Consider the following 24,418-nt stretch of genomic DNA (forward strand, 5'->3'; position numbering starts at 1 on the left):
ATAAAAGGCGGGGGACGCGAATTTCATGGGGATTGACTCTAGCACAGTTTTTTCGGGCCGTCACATCGTTTTTGGGGGACGTGACGGCCCGGCCATGACGCCTAGGCCGTGCCGCCGACGGTCAGGCCTTCCATGCGCACGGTCGGCATGCCCACGCCGACCGGCACGCTTTGGCCGTCTTTACCGCAGGTGCCGACGCCCGAATCCAGTTGCAGGTCGTTGCCGATCATCGTGACGCGGGTCATGGCGTCCGGGCCATTGCCGATCAGGGTGGCGCCCTTGACCGGATAGGTCACTTTGCCGTCTTCGATCATGTAGGCCTCGGAGGCCGAAAACACGAACTTGCCGCTGGTGATGTCGACCTGGCCGCCGCCGAAATTCACGGCGTACAGCCCGCGCTTGACGGACGACACGATTTCCTCGGCAGGCTTGTCGCCGGCCAGCATATAAGTGTTGGTCATGCGGGGCATGGGCAGGTGCGCGAACGATTCGCGGCGACCATTGCCGGTCGCGGCCGTCTTCATCAGGCGGGCGTTCAGCGTGTCTTGCATGTAGCCGCGCAGGATGCCGTCTTCGATCAGCACGTTGCGCTGGGTGGCGTTGCCTTCATCGTCGATATTGAGCGAACCGCGGCGGTCCGGCAGCGTGCCGTCGTCCACCACGGTCACGCCCTTGGAGGCGACGCGTTCGCCGATGCGGCCCGAGAACACACTGGACCCCTTGCGGTTGAAGTCGCCTTCCAGCCCATGGCCCACCGCTTCATGCAGCAGGATGCCCGGCCAGCCCGAACCCAGCACCACCGTCATTTCGCCGGCCGGCGCGGGACGCGCTTCCAGGTTCACCATGGCTTCATGCACGGCGCGCTCGACGTAGCTTTGCAGCATCTCGTCGGTGAAATACGCCAGGCCCAGGCGTCCGCCGCCGCCGGCATGACCCATTTCGCGGCGGCCGTTGCGTTCGGCGATCACGGTCAGCGACAGGCGCACCAGCGGGCGCACATCGGCGGCCAGACGGCCATCGCTACCCGCCACCAGCACCACGTCGTACTCGGCGCCCAGCCCCGCCATCACCTGGATGACGTGGGGATCGCGCGCCCGCGCCATGCGTTCGATGCGTTCAAGCAGCGCGACCTTTTCCGGGGCGCTCAGCGTCGCCACCGGGTCGATGTCCGCATACAGGCTGCGGCCCATCTCGGCTTCGACGTGCGCCGCCACCTTGACCTTGCCCGCGCCACGGCGCGCGATGCCGCGCACCGCATGCGCCGACGACAGCAAAGCGTCTGCCGACAACGAGTCGGAATAAGCGAAGGCGGTCTTCTCGCCACTGACAGCGCGCACCCCCACGCCCTGACTGATCGAGAAACTGCCGGTCTTGACGATGCCCTCTTCCAGGCTCCACCCCTCGCTGCGCGTGTACTGGAAGTACAGGTCGGCGTAGTCGACCTTGTGGGTGAAGATTTCACCCAGCGCGCGCGCCATGTCCGCTTCAGTCAGGCCCCAGGGGTCCAGCAGCAGCGATTTGGCGGTGGCAAGGGATGCAATAGCGGGATCAGTGATTTTCATAGGCTCTATTCAGGGGGCGCCGGCGCGGCACGGTCGCGCGCGCTTGCGGGGACGCTCAAGATCGTATCGTAACGCCGACCAGGGGCCGGCGTCCCGCTCCGCGCCAAAAGAGGTGCAAGCGCCCGGCTGGTCGCCGCCGCGGAGAAATGGCGGCACATTATCCGCATCTGAATCAGATGGGGGCGCAATATTGAGTATCAAGTTAAGCAATTGCGACCAAACATTGTTCAGCCACATAACAGTTTCGCAAACGTCCTACCCCAATGCCTGCACGCCCCAGCCCCTTGGCGTACAAGGAAGGCAAACACCACGGACTCGTCATACAACCTCGGGAAAAAATGCCGCCCGAGCAGGCGCTCGGTTCGTTTCGCGGCCATATCATTCTCAATGACCGGGAAAGCCAAAATGCATGGCGACGGCTCAAAACCGCTGATCAGGGATGATTTGGTCATCTGATCGGGGCATTGAAAGCCCTGCGACAAATGCCAGGCTTTAAATGGAAATGCGTCATTCCATCTATGGCCGAATCCGCCCGATCCGCTCGTTACATGAAACAAAAATCGGCTAACTAGGGGCGATCTGCGCCCATTCGTCCGCCTTGTGAACCAAAGCGGCATTTGTTTCAAGTTGTCCCAAATTTGGGAATATTCTTCCCAATACTTGTTGCTCACGGACATCCGCAAGCCTCAATGCTCTCCGACCCTTTTGATACAAAGTAATTAGTCCCAAAATAGAGAAGTCAAGCCGCAATTTCTGTATTATGCGAAGCACAACAAATAAACATAACTTCGCCGGCGATTAAAGCAGTTCCATAATCAGGAATAAACCATGGCCCGAGAAACATACGCAGCACTGCAAGCAAAGATCGAAAAGGAAATCAACAAGCTCCAGAAGAAGGCCGAAGTCCTTCAAACGAAGCGCCGCAAGCCCGTGATCACGTCCATCATCACCTCCATGCGTGAATACGACATCACGCCGGAAGAGATCGTCGCCGCCTATGGCGCCGGCAAGCCTGTGCGCGCTGCCGCAGGCGGCCGACGCAAGACTGGCGCGGCCGGGCGCCCTGCCACCGCCGCCAAGCGGGCTGTCGCGCCGAAGTATCGCCACCCCCAAACCGGTGAAACCTGGAGCGGCCGCGGCAAAGCCCCGCGCTGGCTCGCCGCCGAGGAAGCCTCCGGCGCGACACGCGACAGTTTTCTTATCAAAGAATAAAACCTATCCGGCAGTAAGAAATAAATCGGCGCACCAATCTGGTGCGCCGATTTTATTTAAGGAACCCGTCGGAAAGACCGACGGACTTCATCGAAGCGGGAATTCGATTTCGCGTTCGGCCCCATTATTTCCGGGGAAATTGTCAAATATTGCACGGACCAGATAAGGCATCGTGCGCATGAAATCATCGCCCTGGCTGAGTATGAAGGCGGTGGAACGATATACCTCGGCGCCATTGCGCTGGGTATCGCGGATCTTCAAGCTGAGCGTATTGCGCTGGACGGCCATGGGCACATCGACCCAGTCCGGCCCCCAGTAACCGTAGCCCGGGCCCCAGGGGCGCGGGCCGTAATAGCCACCATACCCGTAGCCGCCATAAAAGTACGGGTCATAAGGGCGTCGCACCATGATCTGGGTCTGGCTGATGCCGTAGTTGAATGACACCTCAAAGCGGCCCTTGGATCCCGGCGGAGCTTCGACCAAGCCGGTCGCGCCGATGCCGGCGCGCACCATGTCCTGGTAAGACTGGTATTCCAGATTATTGACCTGATTGGGATCGGACGCGACAAACTGATAAGTCTGGCCTTCGACACCCGTCGGCCACTGCTGGAATGACGTGACCCGGGCCGACACCGAGGGCGCCGCGCATCCGGTCAATGCCAGGACTCCCGCAATGGCCAATAACCCGGCCCAACGGCCTACACTGAACAGGGACAAGCTGGACATTTTGCGACTCCTCTAGCGCGCGACGGCGCCATCATACTGAGCTTTGACTGGGCCCACGGCAAAAAGTTTGCCGTAGCCCGCACGCGTCAGGCGGACTGCCGCGGCCACCTACTACAATAGAACCCTCGTTCAATCAGGACTGCCACTCCATGCGCACCGACACGCCCATTACCGTATATCGCAAGGATTACCAGCCCTACCCGTACGACATTCCAGAAGTCGCCCTGGCCTTCGATCTGGCGCCCGACGCCACCGAGGTGCGCTGCACCATGCGCGTGCAACGCAAACCCGGCGCCAGCGCCGACGCCGCCCTGATCCTGGATGGAGAAGAGCTGGAACTTGTCTCGGTAGGCGTCAACGGGGCGGCGCTGGCCGCCGATGGCTATCACCTGTCGGATCACAGCCTGGCGGTCTACGGTTTGCCCGCAGAAGCCACCCTCGAGATCGTCAGCCGCTGCAAACCGTCCGCCAATTCCACGTTGATGGGCCTGTATGTCTCGGGCGGCAATTTCTTCACGCAGTGCGAAGCGGAAGGCTTCCGCCGCATCACCTGGTTCGCCGACCGGCCCGATGTGATGTCGCGCTATCGCGTGACGCTGCGAGCCACCCCCGAATATCCCGTGCTGCTGTCCAACGGCAACCTGATGGCTTCTCGCCAATTGCCCGATGGCCGCAACGAGGTCGAATGGGAAGACCCGTTCCCCAAGCCCTGCTACCTGTTCGCGCTGGTGGCCGGCAACCTGACCCACCGTGAAACCACGGTCAAGACTGCCAGCGGCCGCGACGTGCTGCTGCAGGTCTACAGCGACCCGGGTTCGGAAACCAAGACGGAATGGGCGCTGGATTCGCTGGTGCGCGCGCTGCGTTGGGACGAAACCCGCTTCGGCCTGGAGCTGGACCTGGACCGCTTCATGATCGTGGCCGTCCACGACTTCAACATGGGCGCGATGGAGAACAAGGGCCTGAACATCTTCAACGCCGCTTACGTGCTGGCCGACGCCGACACCGCCACGGACGCCAACTATGAAGGCATCGAGTCCGTGATCGGACACGAATACTTCCACAACTGGACCGGCAACCGCGTCACCTGCCGCGACTGGTTCCAGCTGAGCCTGAAAGAAGGCCTGACGGTCTTCCGCGACCAGGAATTCAGCGCGGACATGATGGCGCACGGCATGGACGCGACGGCGGCGGCCAGCGCGCGCGCGGTCAAGCGCATCGACGACGTGGTGGCGCTGCGTGCCGCCCAGTTCCCGGAAGACGCGGGCCCCATGGCCCACCCCATCCGGCCCGAGAGCTACCAGGAGATCGGCAATTTCTACACGGCCACCGTGTACGAGAAAGGCGCCGAAGTCATCCGCATGCAGCACACCTTGCTGGGCGAAGAAGGTTTCCGCGCCGGCATGGACGAGTACTTCCGCCGCCACGACGGCCAGGCCGTGACCTGCGACGACTTCGTCGCGGCCATGGAATCGGTCTATGTGGGCCAGCACCCGGGCCGCGACCTGTCCGTGTTCCGCCGCTGGTATCGCCAGGCCGGCACGCCGCGCGTCGCCGTCAAGCTGGAACACGATGCCGCCACGCGCCGCTGCACGATCACGCTGACCCAGGACTGCCAGCCGGTGGGCGTCGAGAAAAAGGCCGGTGCCGACTATGTCAAGGCGCCGTACCACATCCCGTTCGCCATCGGCCTGCTGGGCCGCGACGGCCGCGCCCTGCCCTTGAGGCTTGACGGCGCCGTCCACGACACGGCGCTGCTGGAATTGACGACGCAAAGCCAGCAATGGGTGTTCGACGACGTTGCCGAACGCCCCGTGCCTTCGCTGCTGCGCGACTTCTCGGCCCCCGTCATCGTGGACTACGACTGGACCGACGAGGAGCTGGCCCTGCTTTCCGCGCACGACGGCAACCCGTTCGCGCGCTGGGAAGCCGGCCAGGAATTGGCGACGCGCCAGATCCTGGCGCTGGCAGAGGCGCGCCAGGCGGGCCGCACGCTGCATGCCGACGCCGCCTTTATCGACGCGTGGCGCGCGTTGCTGACGGACCCGGCGATCGACGCTGCTTACCGCGCCCGCGCGCTGGCGCTGCCGTCCGAAAAGACCCTGGCCGAGCGCATGCAGGCCGTGGACCCGCCGGCGCTGGCCGTCGCGCGCGACTTCCTGCGCGCCGAACTCGGCCGCCAGCTTGCCGCCGAATTCCGCCAGGCGTTCGAACAGAACCAGACGCCGGGTGAGTACAGCCCGGCTCCGGTGCCCGCTGGCATGCGCGCGCTGAAGAACCTGGCGCTGAGCCATCTGCTGGCGGCGGGCGAGCACGACGCCCAGCGCCTGGCCGAGCAGCAATACGAACGCGCCGGCAATATGACCGACAGCATGGCCGCGCTGTCCGCCCTGATCAATTACGGCCAGGGCGACTTCCCCCAGGAAGCGTTGGCGGCGTTCTACGACAAGTGGCGCGACAACCCGCTGGTGGTGGACAAGTGGTTCGCCCTGCAGGCCGCCGCCCGTTCGACCACGGTGCAGACCGCGCGCGAACTCATGACGCATCCCGCATTCACCCTGCGCACCCCGAACCGGGCGCGCGCCCTGATTTTCCAGTTCTGCCTGAACAACGCGCGCGGCATGCACCACCCGGACGGCACGGGCTACGCGTTCTGGGCCGAGCAAGTGCTGGCGCTTGACGCGCTGAATCCGGAAATCGCGGCACGCCTGGCGCGCGCGCTGGACAACTGGTCGCGCTTCGTGCCCGCCCTGCGCACGCCCATGCAGGCCGCCCTGCAGCGCGTGCGCGCGCATGAGGGCCTGTCGCGCAACGTGCAGGAAATCGTATCCAAAGCTTTAGAATTCGCAGCATAGGGAGACCTTTTTGAAACGTAAAACTCTGACTCAGTACCTGGTGGAGCAACAGCGCTCCGCCCAAGCCCTTGCACCGGAAGTGCGACTGCTTATCGAAGTGGTCGCACGTGCCTGCAAGGCCATCAGCCATGCCGTCAGCAAGGGCGCTTTGGGCGGCGTGCTCGGTAGCCTGGAAAGCGAGAACGTCCAGGGCGAAGTGCAGAAGAAGCTGGACGTGCTGTCCAACGAGATCCTGCTGGAAGCCAACGAATGGGGCGGCCACCTGGCGGCCATGGCCTCGGAAGAGATGGAAACCATCCACCTGATTCCGAACCGCTACCCCAAGGGCGAATACCTGCTGCTGTTCGATCCCCTGGACGGCTCGTCGAACATCGACGTGAACGTGTCCATCGGCACGATTTTCTCGGTGCTGCACGCCCCCCACAATGTGTCGGGCGCCCCCGTCTGCGAGCAGGACTTCCTGCAACCGGGCGACAAGCAGGTCGTGGCTGGCTATGCCGTCTACGGTCCGCAGACCATGCTGGTGCTGACCATCGGCAAGGGCGTGGTGGGCTTCACGCTGGACCGCGAAATGGGTTCGTGGGTGTTGACGCACGACAACATCCAGGTGCCGGAAGACACCAAGGAATTCGCGATCAACATGTCGAACATGCGCCACTGGGCTCCCCCGGTCAAGCGCTACGTCGATGACTGCCTGGCCGGTTCCACCGGCCCGCTGGGCAAGGACTACAACATGCGCTGGATCGCCTCGATGGTGGCGGACGTGCATCGCATCCTGACCCGCGGCGGCATCTTCATGTACCCCTGGGATGCCCGCGAACCCGGCAAGGCCGGCAAGCTGCGCCTGATGTATGAAGCCAACCCCATGAGCTTCCTGATCGAACAGGCCGGCGGCGCGTCGATCAACGGCGCCCAGCGCATCATGGAGATCCAGCCCGACACGCTGCACCAGCGCGTCAGCGTGATCCTGGGATCGAAGAACGAAGTCGACCGCGTGGGCCGCTACCATGCGGAAGAAGCGGCGAAGTAGACCTTCCCCGCAAATGAAAAGCCCCTTGATCGCTCAAGGGGCTTTTTTCATTGCGCGTCTCGCGCGGTCGCGGTCATTTGACCTCTTCGATGGACTTCACGTCGTCCTTGTTGATCTGGACCTTCTTGCCGTCCTTGTCGTATTCATACATGCCGGACTTCTTGTCGTAAGACGGCGCGTCGGGCGTTACGGTCGAGCTTCCGTCCCGATTCTGAATGACCGAGGGCGACGAGCATCCGGCCAGCACCCCAACTCCGGTCACCACCAGGGCCAACGTCATGGTCTTCAGGTTCATGGGCGTGTTCTCCAAGTGTGATTAGGTGGATTCACTGTATCGGTAACCTGGCCCCAAATCCGTGTCGGGTTGTGGTCAAAATGCATAAGAACGTAATGCAGCTATCCCACATCGTAAAAAAACCCCTCGCGGGCAGGCCTGCGAGGGGTTTTGCGCTTACAGAAACCGCAAGCAGTTACACCTTGGCGTTCGCCTCGATGAAACGGCGGACGGCGGCTTCGCTGCAATCCATGACTTCCACGCGCTGCGGCAGGGATTCCAGGTTGGCGAGGTTGCCCGGCGGCGTGGCCGGACGGCCAAGCGCCTCTTCGATGGTTTCGGAGAATTTCGCCGGCAAGGCGGTTTCCAGAACCAGCATCGGCACGCCCGGTTCGATGAATTCGCGCGCGACCTTCACGCCATCGGCCGTATGCGGGTCGACCAGCACGCCGGTCTCTTCGTAGACAGAACGGATGGTGGCCAGGCGGTCTTCGTGCGAGCTGGCACCCGATACGAAGCCATAGCGCGATTCGAACTGTGGCTTGAGGTCGGACAGGTCGAACGAGCCGTCTTTGGCCAAGGACGCCCACAAGGCCTTCACACGGGCCGGATCGCGGCCCACCAGCTCGAACACGAAGCGTTCGAAGTTGGAGGCGCGCGAGATATCCATCGACGGGCTCGACGTGGCGTAGGTCTGTTCGGCCGGACGCGGACGGTAGACGCCCGTGCGGAAGAATTCTTCCAACACGTTGTTCTCGTTCGTGGCCAGGACCAGGCGGCGCACCGGCAAGCCCATGCTGCGTGCGATATGGCCCGACAGGATGTTGCCGAAATTGCCCGACGGCACGGCGAACGACACCTGTTGGCCCGGCTTGTCGGTCGCGCGCAACCAGCCGTGGAAGTAATACACCACCTGGGCCGCGATGCGCGCCCAGTTGATGGAGTTCACGGCACCCAGGCGGTACTTGGTCTTGAACGCCAGATCGCCGGCCAGGGCCTTGACGATGTCCTGGGCTTCGTCGAACACGCCGCGCACGGCGATGTTGTGGATGTTCTCGTCTTGCAGCGAATACATCTGTGCACGCTGGAAGGCGCTCATGCGGCCATGCGGCGACAGCATGAAGACCGCCACGCCCTGCTTGCCGCGCAGGGCGTACTCCGCCGCCGACCCCGTGTCGCCCGACGTGGCGCCCACGATGTTCAGCGTGGTGCCGCGCTTGGCCAGCACGTATTCGAAGACCTGGCCCAGGAACTGCATGGCCATGTCCTTGAAGGCCAGTGTCGGCCCTTCGGACAGCCCCAGCAGCGACAGGCCGTTGTCGCCCAGCGGACGCAGCGGAACGATGTCTTCGCTATTGAAGATCTCTTGCGTGTAGGCGGCGCGCGTCAAGCGGCGCAGGTCGTCCGCGGGGATGTCGGTGGCGAACAGCGACAGCACTTCGAACGCCAGGTCCGCGTAGGACAGGCCGCGCCAGGATTCGAGCGTCTGCTCGGACACTTGGGGCAGCTGCTCCGGCATGGCCAGGCCGCCGTCGGGCGCCAGGCCCTCCAGCAGGATGTCGGAGAATCCCAGGGCGTTCATGCCGCCACGGGTGGATATGTATTTCATGTCAGGTTCTCCACGCGCAACCGCGTGACCTTGGACCGCACGAACGGCAAGGACTCGATGCGCTCGATGGCTTGGTTGACGTTGCCTTCGACCGCCTCGTGCGTCAGGAAGATGATGTCGGCGCCGCCGATGTGCGAGGGCTGCTGGATCATCGACCCGATCGAGATGGAGCGATCGGCCAGGATGCGGGCGATATCCGCCAACACGCCGGGCTGGTCGTCGACCCGCAAGCGCAGGTAATACGACGTGCTGACCAATTCGATCGGCAGGATCGGCGTGTCGGACATGGCGTCCGGCTGGAACGCCAGGTGCGGGACGCGGTTGCCCGGGTCGGCGGTATGCAGGCGGGTCACGTCGACCAGGTCGGCGACGACGGCCGAGGCGGTGGGCTCTTCGCCCGCGCCCTGCCCGTAGTACAGCGTGGGGCCGACGGCGTCGCCCTTGACCAGCACGGCGTTCATCGCGCCTTCGACGTTGGCCAAGAGGCGCTCGGACGGCACCAATGCCGGATGCACGCGCATTTCGATGCCGTCGGGACGGCGCTTGGTGATGCCCAGCAGCTTGATGCGGTAGCCCAGGCGTTCGGCGTGCTCGATGTCTTCGGCGGCCAACTGCGAGATGCCTTCGATGTAGGCGCGGTCGAACTGCACCGGCACGCCAAAGGCCAGCGAAGCCAGCAAGGTCAGCTTGTGCGCGGCGTCCACCCCTTCCACGTCGAAGGTGGGGTCGGCTTCGGCGTAGCCCAGGCGCTGGGCTTCGGCCAGCACGTCGGCGAACGGCAAGCCGCGCGAACGCATTTCCGACAGAATGAAATTGGTGGTGCCGTTGATGATGCCCGCCACCCACTGGATGCGGTTGGCGGTCAGGCCTTCGCGGATCGCCTTGATGATGGGAATGCCGCCAGCGACCGCCGCTTCGAACGTGACCATCACGCCGCGCTCGTGGGCGGCGGCGAAGATCTCGTTGCCGTGCTTGGCCAGCAGCGCCTTGTTCGCGGTGACGACGTGCTTGCCGTTGGCGATCGCTTCCATCACCAATTCACGCGCCAGCGTGTCGCCGCCGATGAGTTCAACGACGATGTCGATGTCGGGATCGCGCACCAGCGCGTGCACATCGGTGTCGACCTTGATGGAGTCGCCCACGCGGGCGCGAGCCTTGGCCACATCGCGCACGGCGGCGCGGGTGACTTCAATGCGGCGGCCGGCGCGGCGCGCGATTTCCTCGGCGTTGCGCGATAGCACGGTCCACGTGCCGCCGCCGACTACGCCAAGGCCCAGCAGGCCCACCTTCATGGGATTCATCGCGCCGCCTTCTGCGGGCGGGCGTTGAGGGGAATTCATTTCAGTTCTCCAAATTGCTGTGCGATGCTGTGCAGCATCGGTGACGCAAAAACAGTTGCCGCCCTATCGGGATGCCGCGGATCCGGCTCCGCCGGTCCGCAGGCATGCTCCCTTGAGGGGGAAGCGCGCAGCGCTGCGGGGGTGGGCTCCCATCATTTCAGCAAGCCGTCCTTGCGGAACATCTCTTTGATGCCTCGCACCGCCTGCCGGGTGCGCTGCTCGTTTTCGATAAGAGCGAAGCGGACGTAGTCGTCGCCATACTCGCCGAAGCCGATCCCGGGGGACACGGCCACTTTCGCATCCGACAGGACACGCTTGGCAAACTCCAAAGAGCCCATCGCCCGGTAGGGCTCGGGGATCTGCGCCCAGATATACATGGACGCCTTCGGAATCTCCACATTCCAACCTGCTTCGTGCAGGCCGCGCGCGAGCACGTCGCGGCGGCTTTGGTACTGCGCCACGATCTCGTTCACGCAATCCTGCGGGCCGTCCAGAGCAGCGATGGATGCCACCTGGATCGGCGTGAACGTACCGTAATCGTGATAGCTCTTGATGCGCGCGAGCGCATTGACGAGGTCGCGGTTGCCCACCATGTAGCCGATGCGCCAGCCCGCCATGTTGTAGCTTTTGCTCATCGTGAAGAACTCGACCGCGACATCGCGCGCGCCGGGCACCTGCATGATCGACGGCGCCACGTAGCCATCGAAAGTGATGTCGGCGTAGGCCAGGTCATGCACCACGAGGATGTCGTGTTCCTTGGCCAGCGCCACCACCCGTTCGAAGAACGACAGGTCCACGCACTGGGCGGTCGGGTTGCTGGGAAAGCCCAGCACCATCATTTTAGGCTTCGGGATGGACTCGCGCACGGCGCGTTCCAGTTCTTCGAAGAAATCCACGCCCGGCGTCATGCGCACCGAGCGGATATTGGCGCCGGCGATGACCGCGCCGTAGATGTGGATCGGGTAGCTGGGATTGGGCACCAGCACCGTGTCGCCGCGGTCCAGCGTGGCCAGCATCAAGTGGGCCAGGCCCTCTTTGGAACCGATGGTGACGATGGCCTCGGAGTCCGGATCGAGCTCGACCGCGTAGCGGCGCTGATACCAGTCGCAGATCGCCTTGCGCAGGCGCGGAATGCCCTTGGACACCGAGTAGCCGTGGGTCGTGGGGCGCGTGGTGGCCTCGACCATCTTGTCGACGATGTGCTTGGGGGTCGCGCCGTCCGGATTGCCCATCGACATGTCGATGATGTCCTCGCCCCGCCGACGCGCCGCCATCTTGAGCTCGCCTGTAATGTTGAAAACGTACGGGGGCAAACGCTCGATGCGGGAGAACTTCCTCATGACAGGAATCCTTAGGGGCGAAAAGGCGAAAAAACCGGGGCGCGGTCGCGCGAAGGGAAAAGGGGCGCAAAGCCGCGCCAGCACACGATTGCAGTGCAGCAAAACCCTGTAATCTAGCGCAAGGACGCCTAGGCGGCAAATGGAGCGGAAAAACCCCCATTTCCCGAGTGGATACAGTGCAACATCTGTACATCCTGATGCGCTATTATCAAGCCACAAAGCCGGAGTTTTTATTGAAGCTGCATACCGATCCTGCGACGGCCGCTCTGAACACTGTCACCGCGTACGGTGAGGGTTATATCGAGGTCAACCAGGTACGTTTTTCCTCGTCGGTCGCCTTTGGCCCCGAAGGCGAAGTGACCGAATGGCCCGTTGAGTCGCCGGCCGACATCACCTCCTCCCTGTTGCACCAGGCGGCCGGCTTGACCGAGCCCGTCCGCGATCCCATGGCATTCCTGGACGAACCGGAAGCCGCACCAAGCCGCCCGGCCAATGCGCCCGAAGTGCTCCTGGTCGGCACGGGCGCCCGGCAACAGTTCCTGCGCCCCGAAGTGTTGCGTCCCCTGTTGGCCATGGGCATCGGCGTCGAGATCATGGACACGCACGCCGCCTCGCGCACCTACAACATCCTGATGGCGGAGGGCCGCCGCGTGGTGGTCGCCCTCATCCCTCCCAACGGAGATTCCCAGAAATGACGCCCAGTATCGGCAAGCCCGCCCCGCAGTTCACCGCTGAAAGCACCATTGGTCCGATCAGCCTTGAACAATGCCAGGGCCGTGCCGTCATCCTGTATTTCTACCCCAAGGACAACACGCCTGGCTGCACGACCGAAAGCCAGGATTTCCGCGACCTGAACGCCGAATTCCTGGCGGCCAGCGCGGTGGTCATCGGCATCTCGCGCGATTCACTGAAATCGCACGAGAATTTCAAGGCCAAGTACGAACTTCCTTTCCCTCTCATCTCCGACACCGACGAAACCGTGTGCAATCTGTTCGGCGTCATCAAGCAGAAGAACATGTATGGCAAGCAGGTGCGCGGCATTGAGCGCAGCACCTTTTTGATCGATGCGTATGGCGTGCTGGTGCAGGAGTGGCGCGGGGTGAAGGTCCCGGGCCACGCCAAGGAAGTCCTGCAGGCCGCAAAAAGCATCGGTTAGCCGTACAGGAATACCCGTCAGGCGCTATAGCCGGCCCACCCTGGAGAGTGACGCATATGCCGCTTCCGAAGTTGCCCACCCGCCCCGCAGCCATCCTGACCTTCCCCTCGGGCGAATCCGCCCGGGCGCAGGCCCGCACCACCAAGACTGCCGCTGCGCGGTCCAACACCCAAGCCGTCCTTGCCGACGACGACGAGGACGAACTGCTCGTCCAGCCTGAACTCGACGGCATGGCGTCTCCGGCACGCAAGGCGCAGATCCCCGCGCCCGCCCGCCAGGTACCGCCCCCCCCTCCTGCCGCCGTTCCCGCCCGAACGGAAGCGCGCGCGGCCAAGCCCTCTCCTTCCAAGCGCGGCAAGCCGCGCGCCCAGAACGAGCCGCGCAAGCTGTTCGTGCTGGACACCAATGTGCTGCTGCACGATCCCAGTTCGCTGTTCCGGTTCGAAGAGCACGACATCTTCCTGCCGATGATGACGCTGGAAGAGCTGGACCACCAGAAAAAGGGCATGTCGGAAGTGGCGCGCAACGCGCGCCAGGTCAGCCGTTCGCTGGATGCGCTGGTGCAGGACACCACGCAGCTGGACGAAGGGCTGGAGCTGGCCAAGCTGGGCAACAAGGATGCCACCGGCCGCCTGTTGTTCCAGACGACCGCCATCCACAGCACCCTGCCCTCCGACCTGCCGATGGGCAAGGCCGACAACCAGATCCTGGGCGTCGTCCGGGCCTTGCAGGAAAAGTACCCGCAGCGCGAGGTCGTGCTGGTGTCCAAAGACATCAACATGCGCCTGAAGGCGCGCGCGCTGGGCATGGCCGCCGAGGACTATTTCAACGACCATGTCCTGGAAGACTCGGACCTGATGTATTCGGGCGTGATGCAGCTGCCCGAAGACTTCTGGAACAAGCACGGCAAGGACGTGGAATCCTGGCAGCAAGGCGGCACCACCTTCTACCGCATCCACGGCCCGCTGTGCTCGCAATTCGTCGTCAACCAGTTCGTCTACTTCGAAGGCCAGATGCCGCTGTACGCGCAGGTGCGCGAAGTCAGCGGCAAGATGGCGGTGCTGGCGACCCTGCGCGACTACACCCACGGCAAGAACAACGTCTGGGGCATCACGGCGCGCAACCGCGAGCAGAATTTCGCCATGAACCTGCTGATGAACCCGGAATGCGACTTCGTGTCGCTGCTGGGCCAGGCCGGCACGGGCAAGACGCTGCTGGCGCTGGCCGCGGGCATCACGCAGGTGCTGGAGACCAAGCGCTACACCGAGATCATCATGACGCGCGTCACGGTGCCCGTCGGTGAAGACATCGGTTTCCTGCCCGGCACGGAAGAAGAAAAGATGCTGCCGTGGATGGGCGCGCTGGAAGACAACCTGGACGTGCTCAACATGGGCGACGGCGAGGGCAACGGGGACTGGGGGCGCGCCGCCACCATGGACCTGATCCGTTCGCGCATCAAGGTGAAGTCGCTGAATTTCATGCGCGGCCGCACGTTCCTGAACAAGTACCTGATCATCGACGAAGCGCAGAACCTGACGCCCAAGCAGATGAAGACGCTGGTGACGCGCGCGGGTCCCGGCACCAAGGTGATCTGCCTGGGCAACGTCGCCCAGATCGATACGCCGTATCTGACCGAAGGCAGTTCGGGCCTGACGTTCGTGGTCGACCGCTTCAAGGGCTGGCCGCACTCGGGGCACGTCACGCTGCAGCGCGGCGAACGTTCCCGCCTGGCCGACTACGCGGGGGATGTGCTGTAAGACATCCACGATCCGGGATAGAAAAAGCCCCTTGAGCGATCAAGGGGCTTTTTCATGCCTGAACAACGGCGGCGACGGTTACTTGTCGGCCGCGTTGGTGATGGCATTGCCGGCCCGGGACATATCGCGGCCCATGCCAGCGACGGTATTGCAACCGGCGAGCACGAACCCGAACACGACAAAGGCGGTCAGCACGATCTTGCCGCGCATGCTGGAACTCCTGAACAAATAGAAAGAAAAAGGTGCCGAAACAGGCGAACCGCACGCGCAGTTCGCCCGGGTGGCCGAATCAGGCGATCTGCACGCGCAGTTCGCCCAGGCCTTCCACGCCGCCGGTGATCACATCGCCCTGCACGACCGCGCCCACGCCTTCGGGGGTGCCCGTGAAGATGATGTCGCCCGGCTGCAATTCGAACAGGCCCGACAGGTACGAGATGCTTTCGGGGATGTTCCACAGCATCTGCGAAATGTCGCTGGACTGCTTGCGCTGGCCGTTCACGTCCAGCCAGATCGCGCCCTTGTCCAGCGTGCCCACGACGCTGCGCGGGTGGATCGGGCCCATCGGGGCGGATTCGTCGAACGCCTTGCCGATTTCCCAGGGGCGGCCCTGCTTCTTCATTTCGCCCTGCAGGTCGCGACGGGTCATGTCCAAGCCCAGCGCATAGCCCCACACGTAGTCATTGGCTTCTTCGACCGGAATGTCGCGGCCGCCTTTGCCCAGCACCACGACCAGTTCCATCTCGTAGTGCAGGTTGGAGGTCTTGGGCGGATAGGCCATTTTGCCGGTTTCGCCGTCGGCCACGCTCAGCACGGCATCGGCCGGCTTGCAAAAAAAGAACGGGTCTTCGCGGCCGGTGAAACCCATTTCCTTGGCGTGTTCGGCGTAATTGCGGCCGACGCAGTACACGCGACGGACCGGGAACAGCGCGGCGCTGCCGGCGACAGGGACCGCGACGGGCGGCTGGGGAGGTAGTACGTAGTCCATGAGCGATCAACCTATGACAAATACGTGAGGCGGGCAGTCTTATCCTGGGGCGGCCCGGATATCAAAAAATCATCCGCGAGTTTATCGCTTTCCCGGGCGCAAAGCGCGCCCCTTGCGCGTTCAGGAAAACGTAGGGATATCCCCATCGAACACCACCAGGCGTTCGATGAAATCCGCCATGTAGGCCTTCATTTCCTGGTGCGCGGCCGACACCTGGTAGCGGTCATGCGCCGCGCCGTCCGCGAAGGCGGCCACGACCGCATGGGTGAGGCCGTCTGCGCGGCCGGCCTGGTTGGGCCGGAACGCATACCCCGCCACCCCGTCGCATTCCGCCAGGATCCGGTCGCAATACCCCTCTACCCGCCCATGAAAATCCGCGTCAGCCGCGGCCGACAGTTGCAACATCACGACATGCAGGAACATCAGGACTCCTTTTTCACGCGGGTCGCGGCCAGCCAGGCGCGCGACACCAACCCCATGATGCCGTCTCGCAACAGCAGCACGCACAAGACGAAGATCGCGCCCTGGACGATCAGCACCCAGGACCCCAGCGGCGCCAGGTAGTTCTGCAGCGACACGAAGGTAAGCGCCCCGGCAAGCGGTCCGAACACCGTGCCGATGCCGCCCAGCAGCGCCATCAGCACGACCTCGCCGTTCGCATGCCAATGGACGTCGGTCAGCGAGGCCACGCCGAACACCAGCACCTTCAAGCCGCCCGCCAATCCCGCCACGGACGCCGACAGCGTGAACGCGATCAGCTTGTAGCGCGACGTGGAGTAACCGAGCGACCGCGCGCGCTGTTCGTTGTCGCGGACCGAGCGGATCACTTCGCCGAACGGCGAATTCAGCACGCGCAGCACAAAGGCGTAGCCCAGGGCGAACACGGCCAGCGTGAAGTAGTACATCGGCATCACGTTTTCCAGGTCGAACACGCCGAACAGCTTGCCGCGCGGCACGCTCTGCAGCCCGTCCTCGCCCCCCGTGAACCCCGCCTGCACCGCGATGAAATAGACCAGTTGCGACAGCGCCAGCGTGATCATCGCGAAGTAGATGCCCTGGCGGCGGATGGCGATGGCGCCGAACAGCAGGCCCAGCAGCCCCCCCGTCACCACGCCGGCCAGCAGGCCGAGTTCCGGCGTAGCGCCGAACAGCTTCATGACGATGCCGGTGGCGTAGGCCGCGGCGCCGAAGAACGCCGCGTGGCCGAACGACAGCAGGCCCACATAGCCCACCAGCAGGTTGAAGGCCGCGGCGAACAAGGCGAAGCACAGCACCTTCATCAGGAACGTGGGATAGACGAACCAGGGCGCGATCAGCGCCACCACTGCCAGCGCCGCCATCGACACGCGCATCGCGCGCCGGCTCAGCTGCACGGGCTGGCGCGTTGCTTCTGCGGCCAGCACGTTCTGCACCTGCAGCGGCTTGCCGAACAGCCCCGCCGGCTTGCACAGCAGCACCAGCACCATGATGATGAAAATCGCCAGGTTGGCGGCCTCGGGGTAGAACACCTTGGTCAGGCCTTCGATGATGCCCAGCCCGAAGCCGCTGACGATGGCGCCCATGATGGAGCCCATGCCGCCGATCACGACCACCGCGAACACGACCACCACGAGGTTCGATCCCATCATCGGGCTGACCTGGTAGATGGGCGCCGCGATCACCCCCGCCACCGACGCCAGCGCCACCCCCAGCGCATACGTCAGCGTGATCAGCAGCGGCACGTTGATGCCGAACGATCGGACGATCGTGGGGTTCTCCGTGGCGGCGCGCAGCATCGCGCCCACGCGCGTCTTTTCGATCAGCACCCACACGGCCAGGCACAGCACCAGCGACACCGCCACGGCCCAGCCGCGGTACCAGGGCAGGAACATGAAGCCCAGGTTGACCCCGCCGCTCAGCGCCTTGGGAATGGTGTAGGGCAGGCCCGACACGCCGTAGGCCTGGCGCAGGCCACCTTCGATCAACAGGGCGATGCCGAAGGTCAGCAGCAGCCCGTACAGGTGATCCATGCGGTAGGTGCGCGAGATCAGCAGGCGCTCGGTCACGATGGCGAATACCGCCATGATGAGCGGCACCAGCACCAGCGCCGCCCAGTAGTTCACGCCCAGGTAGTTCAGCAGCATCCAGGCCAGGAACGCGCCCGCCGTGTACTGCGCGCCATGGGCGAAGTTGATGATGTTCAACAGGCCGAAGATCACCGCCAGCCCGATCGAGAGCAAGGCGTAGAAGGACCCGTTGATCAGGCCAAGCAACAGCTGGCCGAACAGCGCCGTGGACGGCACACCGAAAATTTCGAACACAGGCATTCTCCTCTCAGACGCCCAGGCGGCGCGCGATCCGGGCGGGATCGCGGCGCGCCTCATCCGCCGACAGCTGGTCAACCACGCAGCCGTGCTCCATGACGTAGTGGCGGTCGGCCACCTTGGTCGCGAAGCGGAAGTTCTGCTCGACCAGCACGATGGTGAAGCCCCGCTCCTTCAGGGTGCGGATGGCCTGCCCGATCTGCTGCACGATGACCGGTGCCAGCCCTTCGGTGGGTTCGTCCAGCAGGATCAGCTGGGCGCCCGTGCGCAGGATGCGCGCGATGGCCAGCATCTGTTGCTCGCCGCCAGACAGGTTGCCGCCCGAGCTGGCGCTGCGTTCGCGCAGGTTGGGGAACAGCGTGTAGATCTCGTCCAGCGACATGCCGCCCGCGGCAAGGCGCGGCGGCAGCATCAGGTTTTCGGTCACGCTCAGGCTGCGGAACACCGCGCGTTCCTCGGGGCAATACACCACGCCCAGGCGGGGGATGCGGTGGGGCGCCATGCCTACCGTTTCTTGCCCGTTCAACCGGATGGAACCGCGCCGCTTGTCCAGGATGCCCATGACGGCGCGCAACGTCGTCGTCTTGCCCGCCCCGTTGCGGCCCAGGATGGTGACGAGTTCGCCCCGGTTCACATCGATGTCCACGCCATGCAGCACGTGGGATTCGCCGTACCAGGCATTGAGGTCTTTGATCGCCAGCATCTCAGTGCGCCTCCTCGTCGGAGCCCATATAGGCGGTAATGACCCGCTCGTCGCGGGAGACGGACGCGTAGTCGCCCTGCGCCAGCACCGCGCCCCGCGCGAGGACGGTGATGGTGTCGGACAGGTCGGCCACCACCGACAGGTTGTGTTCGACCATGAGGATGCTGCGGTTCACCGACACGCGCCGGATCAGCGCGGCGATGCGGGCGACGTCTTCCTGGCCCAGCCCCGCCATGGGCTCGTCCAGCAGCATGATTTCGGGCTCCAGCGCCAGCGTCATGGCGATTTCCAACGCGCGCTTGCGGCCATAGGGCAGCGACGCGGCGGTCGTATCCGCCATCGCCGCCAGACCCACCGCGTCCAACAATTCCATCGCACGGCCGTTCAGGCGGTCGACGCTGCGGCGGCTGCGCCAGAAGCGCAGGCCATCGCCATGCTGGCGCATCAGGGCAACGCGCATGTTCTGCAGCACGGTCAAGCCGAGGAAGACAGCGGAAATCTGGAATGAACGGACGATGCCCAGCCGCGCGATCTGCTCCGGGGCCAACGAGGTGATGTCGCGCCCGCGATAGTGGATGACGCCGGCGTCCGGCGCCAGGAATTTGGTCAATAGATTGAAGCAGGTGGTCTTGCCGGCGCCGTTGGGGCCGATCAGCGCGTGGATGGAGCCTTCTTGCAGGGCGAGGGTCACGCCGTCCACGGCATTGAAGCCGCCGAACCGCTTGACCAGCCCCTGGGCGGACAGAACCGCTTGGGTGCTCATGGCGGCGCTCCTACATGCGGGCCAACAGGCCGCCGTCGATCGCCAGGACGTGCCCGTTGACAAACGACGCGCCCGGCGACGCCAGGTAGACCACCGCGGGCGCAATGTCCTCGGGCGCTGCCCAGCGCCCGGTCGGCACGGCGGTGGACAGGAACGACTGGAATTGCGGATTGTCCTGCAGACCTTGCGTGAAATCCGTGCGGACAAAGCCCGGCGCGAGTGCATTGCAGGTCACGCCGTGGGCGCCGTATTCCACGGCCAGCGCACGGGCAAACGCGGCGATGGCGCCCTTGGCGGTGGCGTAGGCCGCGATATTCGGCATGGTCGCCTGCCCCGCCACCGACGACATCAGGATGATGCGGCCGAAACCGCGCTTGCCCATGCCGGGCAGGACGGCGCGGGCGCAATGGAACGCCCCGTTGACATGCACGTTCTGCAGCGCCTGCCACTCGGCGGGGCTCATCTCCACCACGGGTTTGCGGTTCTGGTTGCCGGCATTGCTGACCAGCACGTCAATGGCCAGTCCGGCGGCCTCCAATCGGGCGACGGCGGCGGCCACCGCCGCGCCATCGGCCACGTCGAAGGCGGCGCCACGCGCCTTGATCCCGTCTTCCGCCAGCCGCGCGCAGGCGGCTTCGCAGGCCTCGACCGACAGGTCGTTCACCACGACCTCCGCGCCGGCCATCCCCAGGCCCCGCGCGATGGCGAAGCCCAATCCCCTGGCCGCTCCCGTCACCAGCGCGACGCGCCCCGCCAGACCGAACGTCTGGTCCAGATAGTCGTGTTTCAAGCTTGTCTCCTTGTCTTATATGCACCGGATCTCTGGGTCCGGCCTGTGTCGTCTTTGTTTTCTGGATGCAAAAACAAAGTTGACATCAATCTCAATATACGCGACTATTTTTAAACACTCAATAACAAGATTTTTGCTATATCTTCAATAACGAGTTACGGCTAGGAGACAACCATGGCCCTCGAAACCCCCGGCTGCCCTGCGGCCAATGCGCTGCCGCCGTTGGCCTCGCGCTTCCTGAAAGTCGCCGATCTGCCCTGGAAACCCACCCAGGTGGAAGGCATCGACATGAAGGTGCTGATGCAGGACAAGGAGTCCGGCCTGCTCACCGCCCTCTTCCGCTGGCAGCCAGGCACCGAACTGCCGCTGCATGAACATGTGGAGGTCGAGCAGACCTTCGTGCTGGAGGGATCCATCGTGGATGCCGAAGGCGAAGTGTGCGCGGGCGACTACGTCTGGCGTCCACGCGGCAACCAGCACGTGGCGCGCGCGCCCAACGGCGCGCTGGTGCTGAGCTTTTTCCTGAAACCCAACCTGTTCATCGACGCCTACGCCGGCCAGACGCTGGAATAGGCCGGACCGACCCGCATGCCCCCGCGCGACCGTCCGACACAGGGCGGCGCGCAAAGAACCAAGCCCCCGAGGAGACAACCCCATGAAGACCCGAATCAAGAACAGCCTTGCCGCCTGCGTGCTGGGCACCCTGTCCCTGTCCGCCCAGGCGCAGGTGTCGGACGATGTCGTGAAGATCGGCGTGCTGGGCGACCAGTCCGGCATGATGGCCGACCTGTCCGGCAAGTTCGGCGTCGAAGCCGTGAAGATGGCCGTCGAGGATTTCGGCGGCACCGTGCTGGGCAAGCCCATTGAAGTGATCTCGGCCGACCACCAGAACAAGGTCGACATCGGTGTGTCGGTCGCCCGCCGCTGGTACGAGAACGACAAGGTGGACCTGATCCTGGACGTGCCCAACTCGGCCATCGCGTTGGCGGTGCAGGACCTGACCCGCCAGATGAAACGCGTCGTGATCTTCACCAGCGCGGGGTCGGCGGACCTGACGGGCAAGGCCTGCTCGCCCAACGGCATGCACTGGACGTACGACACCTACGCCTATGCCACCGGCGTGGCCAACGGCGTGATGGAGGACGGCGGCAAGAGCTGGTACTTCATTACGTCCGACTACGCCTTCGGCCATTCGCTGGAGCGCGATGCGATGGCGGTGGTGAAGGCCAACGGAGGCCAGGTCGTCGGCAGCGTGCGCCACCCCATCGCCAGTTCGGACTTCTCGTCGTTCCTGTTGCAGGCGCAAGCGTCCAAGGCGCAGGTGATCGGTCTGGCCAACGGCAGCGGCGACACCATCAACAGCATCAAGCAGGCGTTCGAGTTCGGCATCATGGGCAGCAAGCAACGCGTGGCCGCGCTGTTCATGAGCATCGTGGACGTGCGCAGCGTGGGGCTGGAATACGCCCAAGGCCTGAACCTGGTCGAACCCTTCTACTGGAATCAGGACGACAAGGCGCGCCAATGGTCCGAACGCTACTTCAAGCGCACGGGCCGCATGCCCTCGATGGTGCAGGCCAGCAACTACAGCGCCACGATCCATTACCTGAACGCCGTCAAGGCCGCCGGCACCGACGGGTCCGAGCCCGTGCTGAAGAAAATGCACGAGACGCCCATCAATGACTTCATGACCGAGAACGGCCGCATCCGCGAAGACGGCCGGGTGATGCGCGACCTGTATCTGTTCCAGGTGAAGAAGCCGTCGGAGTCCAAGCGCGACTGGGACTACTACAACCTGGTGCGCAAGATCCCCGCCGAGCAAGCCTTCCGCCCATTGAAGGACGGCGGCTGCACGCTGGTGAAGTCGTGATGGGCAGCGCGCTTGGCCTCTTGGCGGGCAAGCGCGCCGTTGTCACGGGGGGCGCCAACCCCCGTGGCATCGGCGCGGCCGTCGTCGAACTGTTCCTGGCGCAAGGCGCGACGGTGGCGGTGCTGGACCAGGCCTACCCCGAACACGCAGGCGCCAGGCTGGCCGGGGGCCGCGTGGACCTGCATTGCGACGTGTCGCGGGCCGACTCGTGCGAAGCGGCGCTGGCGCAGGCAGTGCAAGCGCTGGACGGCGTCGATGTGCTGGTCAACAATGCGGGCATCGTCGCCGCGACCCGCATCTGGGACCTGGCCGAAGACGAATTCCGCCGCATGATCGACGTGAACCTGACCGGCACCTACAACGTCACGCACGCGGCCTTGCCGGCCTTGCTGGAAAGCACGCGGCGCCCGGCGATCGTGAACCTGGGTTCCACCGCCGCCTTGCGCGGCGGCGGCCTGCTGGGCGGGTCGCACTACGCGGCCTCCAAGGGCGGGGTCATCAGTTTCACCAAGGCGCTGGCGCGCGAGCTCGGCCCGCGCGGCGTGCGCGCCAACTGCGTGGCGCCGGGCATTATCGAAACCGACATGACGCTGGGGAAATTCGGCGAAAATTGGGAGCAAGAACTCAAACAGGGCATTCCGCTGCAACGCTTCGGCCTACCCGCCGACGTCGCGCAAGCCATTCTTTTCCTGGCCTCGGACCTGTCCTCCTACTCAACCGGCATCGTGGTCGACGTCAATGGCGGCTTCCACATTCACTAGGCATTCCCAGAAGCAATGAGCACTCCCGACCGCATGCTGTCCATCCTCGACCTCTTTCGCGACGGCACCACCGCCGCGTTCCAGGAAGACGTCATGGCGCATCTGGAGTGCTCGCGCGCAACCGCCTACCGGTACCTGAAATCGCTGACCGAAAGCGGGCTGCTTGCGCCCACCGCGGGCGGCGCCTATGTGCTGGGATCGCGCATCATTGAACTGGACCGGCACCTGCGCCAGCACGATCCGCTGATGCGCGCGGCGCGCGACGTCATGCGCGCGACCGGCGACGAGCTTCACGCCAACCTGATGTTGTGCAGCTATTACGGCGACAAGGTCCTGTGCGTGGACCGCTACTGGACAGACAACTCCATCGAATCCAGCTATGCGCGCGGCCGCCCCTTCCCGATGTTTCGCGGCGCCACCGCCAAGCCCATTCTGGCCAACCTGCCCCCCTATCAGCTGCGCAACCTGATGCTTTGGCATGCGGCCGAAATCCGCGAAGCGGGGCTGGGCGACGACTGGGATGCGTTCCGGGCAAACCTGAAGCGGCTTCGTACCGCAGGCGTGTGCGTCTCGCATGGCGAGGTCGACCGCGGCCTGATGGGAATCGGCGCGGCGATCTTCAGCGCGGAACAGAAAGTGGTCGGCAGCCTGGTGTTCATCGCCTCGCAAGCGCACACCACGGCAGAACGCCTGGACATCCTGCAGGCACGGATCCAGGTCGCGGCAGCCGAGGTGTCCCGGAATCTGCAGGCCCCGCAAAACAACGGCGCGGCGGCGATCGGCATCATGCCGTCGCGGCCGCGCCGCATCAGAGCGCCGGCCGGTGCAGCACCGGCGCGGCCCAAGGCCTGATCAGGCCTTGTTGTAGCGTTCCACGCTGTTCACGATTTCTTCGTGGGCAGCGTCGACACCCTTCCAGCCCTTGACCTTGACCCACTTGCCCTTCTCGAGGTCTTTGTAGTGCTCGAAGAAGTGCTGGATACGCGCGACATCTTCGGTCGGCAGATCTTCATAGGACTTGATGTTGCGGTACGGGGGGTACAGCTTTTCGATCGGCACGGCCAGCAGCTTGGCGTCGCCGCCCGACTCGTCGTCCATTTCCAGCACGCCGATGGCGCGGCAGCGCACGACGGCGCCGATCTGGATCGGGAACGGGGTCAGCACCAGCACGTCGGCGGGGTCGCCGTCGTCGGACAGGGTCTGGGGGATATAGCCGTAGTTGCACGGATAGTGCATGGCCGTCAGCATGAAGCGGTCAACGAAAATCGCACCCGTCTCTTTGTCGACCTCGTACTTGACCGGGTCGGCGTTCATGGGGATTTCGATGATGACATTGAAGTCTTCCGGCAGCTTCTTGCCAGGGGAGACGCGATCAAGACTCATGA

At 64.3% G+C, this 24,418-nt stretch carries 24 protein-coding genes; 10 read left to right on the forward strand and 14 right to left on the reverse strand.

What is annotated here, in order from left to right; all coding sequences use genetic code 11:
* Positions 1-101: 101 nt before the first annotated feature.
* On the reverse strand, positions 102-1,562 hold the full coding sequence (tldD, locus tag HG262_RS05120) for a metalloprotease TldD (RefSeq protein WP_105558441.1): 1,461 nt from the start codon (positions 1,560-1,562) through the stop codon (positions 102-104).
* An 828-nt stretch (positions 1,563-2,390) separates the two neighbouring features.
* Between tldD and HG262_RS05125 the strand changes: the two genes are divergently transcribed.
* On the forward strand, positions 2,391-2,774 hold the full coding sequence (locus tag HG262_RS05125; protein ID WP_169270023.1) for an H-NS histone family protein: 384 nt from the start codon (positions 2,391-2,393) through the stop codon (positions 2,772-2,774).
* An 87-nt stretch (positions 2,775-2,861) separates the two neighbouring features.
* Here HG262_RS05125 and HG262_RS05130 read toward each other — a convergent pair whose 3' ends face one another.
* Complete coding sequence (locus tag HG262_RS05130; RefSeq protein WP_169270024.1) at positions 2,862-3,500, reverse strand: DUF4136 domain-containing protein; 639 nt, start codon at positions 3,498-3,500, stop codon at positions 2,862-2,864.
* Positions 3,501-3,649: 149 nt separating this feature from the next.
* Here HG262_RS05130 and pepN point away from each other — a divergent pair, with 149 nt between their 5' ends.
* Both pepN and HG262_RS05140 read left to right on the forward strand, forming a co-directional pair.
* The gene (pepN, locus tag HG262_RS05135; protein WP_169270025.1) at positions 3,650-6,355 is read left to right on the forward strand and encodes an aminopeptidase N; all 2,706 of its coding nucleotides are present in this window, start codon (positions 3,650-3,652) and stop codon (positions 6,353-6,355) included.
* A gap of 10 nt (positions 6,356-6,365) precedes the next feature.
* Entirely contained in the window at positions 6,366-7,385 is a 1,020-nt protein-coding gene (locus HG262_RS05140) for a class 1 fructose-bisphosphatase (protein WP_088590593.1), read from the forward strand.
* A 73-nt stretch (positions 7,386-7,458) separates the two neighbouring features.
* On the opposite strand, the gene HG262_RS05145 is transcribed toward HG262_RS05140, so the two are convergent.
* The 4 genes from HG262_RS05145 to alaC all read right to left on the reverse strand — a co-directional run bounded on the left by HG262_RS05145 (position 7,459) and on the right by alaC (position 11,948).
* Entirely contained in the window at positions 7,459-7,680 is a 222-nt protein-coding gene (locus tag HG262_RS05145; protein ID WP_169270026.1) for a YgdI/YgdR family lipoprotein, read from the reverse strand.
* A gap of 175 nt (positions 7,681-7,855) precedes the next feature.
* Positions 7,856-9,268, reverse strand: coding sequence for a threonine synthase (thrC, locus tag HG262_RS05150; protein WP_169270027.1), 1,413 nt, complete (start codon positions 9,266-9,268; stop codon positions 7,856-7,858).
* Entirely contained in the window at positions 9,265-10,569 is a 1,305-nt protein-coding gene (locus HG262_RS05155) for a homoserine dehydrogenase (protein ID WP_169270108.1), read from the reverse strand. Before HG262_RS05155 ends, thrC begins: the two co-directional genes overlap by 4 nt.
* A gap of 191 nt (positions 10,570-10,760) precedes the next feature.
* A complete protein-coding gene (gene alaC, locus HG262_RS05160) occupies positions 10,761-11,948 on the reverse strand; it encodes an alanine transaminase (RefSeq protein ID WP_169270028.1) in 1,188 nt (395 codons plus the stop codon).
* Between the two features lie 233 nt (positions 11,949-12,181).
* On the opposite strand from alaC, the gene HG262_RS05165 reads away from it, so the two are divergent.
* Genes HG262_RS05165 through HG262_RS05175 form a run of 3 tightly spaced genes read left to right on the forward strand, consistent with a single transcriptional unit; the run spans position 12,182 to position 14,861 of the window.
* Complete coding sequence (locus tag HG262_RS05165; protein ID WP_169270109.1) at positions 12,182-12,643, forward strand: Mth938-like domain-containing protein; 462 nt, start codon at positions 12,182-12,184, stop codon at positions 12,641-12,643.
* The gene (locus tag HG262_RS05170) at positions 12,640-13,104 is read left to right on the forward strand and encodes a peroxiredoxin (RefSeq protein ID WP_169270029.1); all 465 of its coding nucleotides are present in this window, start codon (positions 12,640-12,642) and stop codon (positions 13,102-13,104) included. Before HG262_RS05165 ends, HG262_RS05170 begins: the two co-directional genes overlap by 4 nt.
* Positions 13,105-13,160: 56 nt before the next feature.
* Complete coding sequence (locus tag HG262_RS05175) at positions 13,161-14,861, forward strand: PhoH family protein (RefSeq protein ID WP_169270030.1); 1,701 nt, start codon at positions 13,161-13,163, stop codon at positions 14,859-14,861.
* Positions 14,862-14,939: 78 nt separating this feature from the next.
* On the opposite strand, the gene HG262_RS05180 is transcribed toward HG262_RS05175, so the two are convergent.
* The 7 genes from HG262_RS05180 to HG262_RS05210 all read right to left on the reverse strand — a co-directional run bounded on the left by HG262_RS05180 (position 14,940) and on the right by HG262_RS05210 (position 20,405).
* On the reverse strand, positions 14,940-15,071 hold the full coding sequence (locus tag HG262_RS05180; protein WP_006218367.1) for an entericidin A/B family lipoprotein: 132 nt from the start codon (positions 15,069-15,071) through the stop codon (positions 14,940-14,942).
* A gap of 79 nt (positions 15,072-15,150) precedes the next feature.
* Complete coding sequence (locus HG262_RS05185; protein ID WP_169270031.1) at positions 15,151-15,846, reverse strand: fumarylacetoacetate hydrolase family protein; 696 nt, start codon at positions 15,844-15,846, stop codon at positions 15,151-15,153.
* Between the two features lie 120 nt (positions 15,847-15,966).
* The gene (locus HG262_RS05190; protein WP_169270032.1) at positions 15,967-16,269 is read right to left on the reverse strand and encodes a Dabb family protein; all 303 of its coding nucleotides are present in this window, start codon (positions 16,267-16,269) and stop codon (positions 15,967-15,969) included.
* Positions 16,269-18,146, reverse strand: a complete 1,878-nt coding sequence (locus tag HG262_RS05195; protein ID WP_169270033.1) for an ABC transporter permease — start codon at positions 18,144-18,146, stop codon at positions 16,269-16,271. The genes HG262_RS05190 and HG262_RS05195 overlap by 1 nt, the downstream gene beginning before the upstream one ends.
* A 13-nt stretch (positions 18,147-18,159) precedes the next feature.
* The gene (locus tag HG262_RS05200; protein ID WP_169270034.1) at positions 18,160-18,852 is read right to left on the reverse strand and encodes an ABC transporter ATP-binding protein; all 693 of its coding nucleotides are present in this window, start codon (positions 18,850-18,852) and stop codon (positions 18,160-18,162) included.
* A gap of 1 nt (position 18,853) precedes the next feature.
* Positions 18,854-19,615 (reverse strand): ABC transporter ATP-binding protein, encoded by a 762-nt coding sequence (locus tag HG262_RS05205; RefSeq protein ID WP_169270035.1) that lies wholly within the window; start codon positions 19,613-19,615, stop codon positions 18,854-18,856.
* 10 nt (positions 19,616-19,625) lie between these two features.
* Positions 19,626-20,405, reverse strand: a complete 780-nt coding sequence (locus HG262_RS05210; protein ID WP_169270036.1) for an SDR family oxidoreductase — start codon at positions 20,403-20,405, stop codon at positions 19,626-19,628.
* Positions 20,406-20,579: 174 nt separating this feature from the next.
* On the opposite strand from HG262_RS05210, the gene HG262_RS05215 reads away from it, so the two are divergent.
* The 4 genes from HG262_RS05215 to HG262_RS05230 all read left to right on the forward strand — a co-directional run bounded on the left by HG262_RS05215 (position 20,580) and on the right by HG262_RS05230 (position 23,885).
* Positions 20,580-20,978, forward strand: a complete 399-nt coding sequence (locus tag HG262_RS05215; protein WP_057285058.1) for a cupin domain-containing protein — start codon at positions 20,580-20,582, stop codon at positions 20,976-20,978.
* 82 nt (positions 20,979-21,060) lie between these two features.
* Positions 21,061-22,272: an ABC transporter substrate-binding protein gene (locus tag HG262_RS05220; RefSeq protein WP_169270037.1), complete on the forward strand. Its 1,212-nt coding sequence runs from the start codon at positions 21,061-21,063 to the stop codon at positions 22,270-22,272.
* Positions 22,272-23,033 (forward strand): SDR family NAD(P)-dependent oxidoreductase, encoded by a 762-nt coding sequence (locus HG262_RS05225; protein ID WP_169270038.1) that lies wholly within the window; start codon positions 22,272-22,274, stop codon positions 23,031-23,033. The genes HG262_RS05220 and HG262_RS05225 overlap by 1 nt, the downstream gene beginning before the upstream one ends.
* A gap of 15 nt (positions 23,034-23,048) precedes the next feature.
* Positions 23,049-23,885 (forward strand): IclR family transcriptional regulator C-terminal domain-containing protein, encoded by an 837-nt coding sequence (locus HG262_RS05230; protein WP_169270039.1) that lies wholly within the window; start codon positions 23,049-23,051, stop codon positions 23,883-23,885.
* Here HG262_RS05230 and ppa read toward each other — a convergent pair whose 3' ends face one another.
* A complete protein-coding gene (gene ppa, locus HG262_RS05235) occupies positions 23,886-24,416 on the reverse strand; it encodes an inorganic diphosphatase (RefSeq protein WP_006225005.1) in 531 nt (176 codons plus the stop codon).
* Positions 24,417-24,418 lie beyond the last annotated feature (2 nt).

Source organism: Achromobacter sp. Bel (assembly GCF_012928505.1).
Classification (GTDB): domain Bacteria; phylum Pseudomonadota; class Gammaproteobacteria; order Burkholderiales; family Burkholderiaceae_B; genus Achromobacter.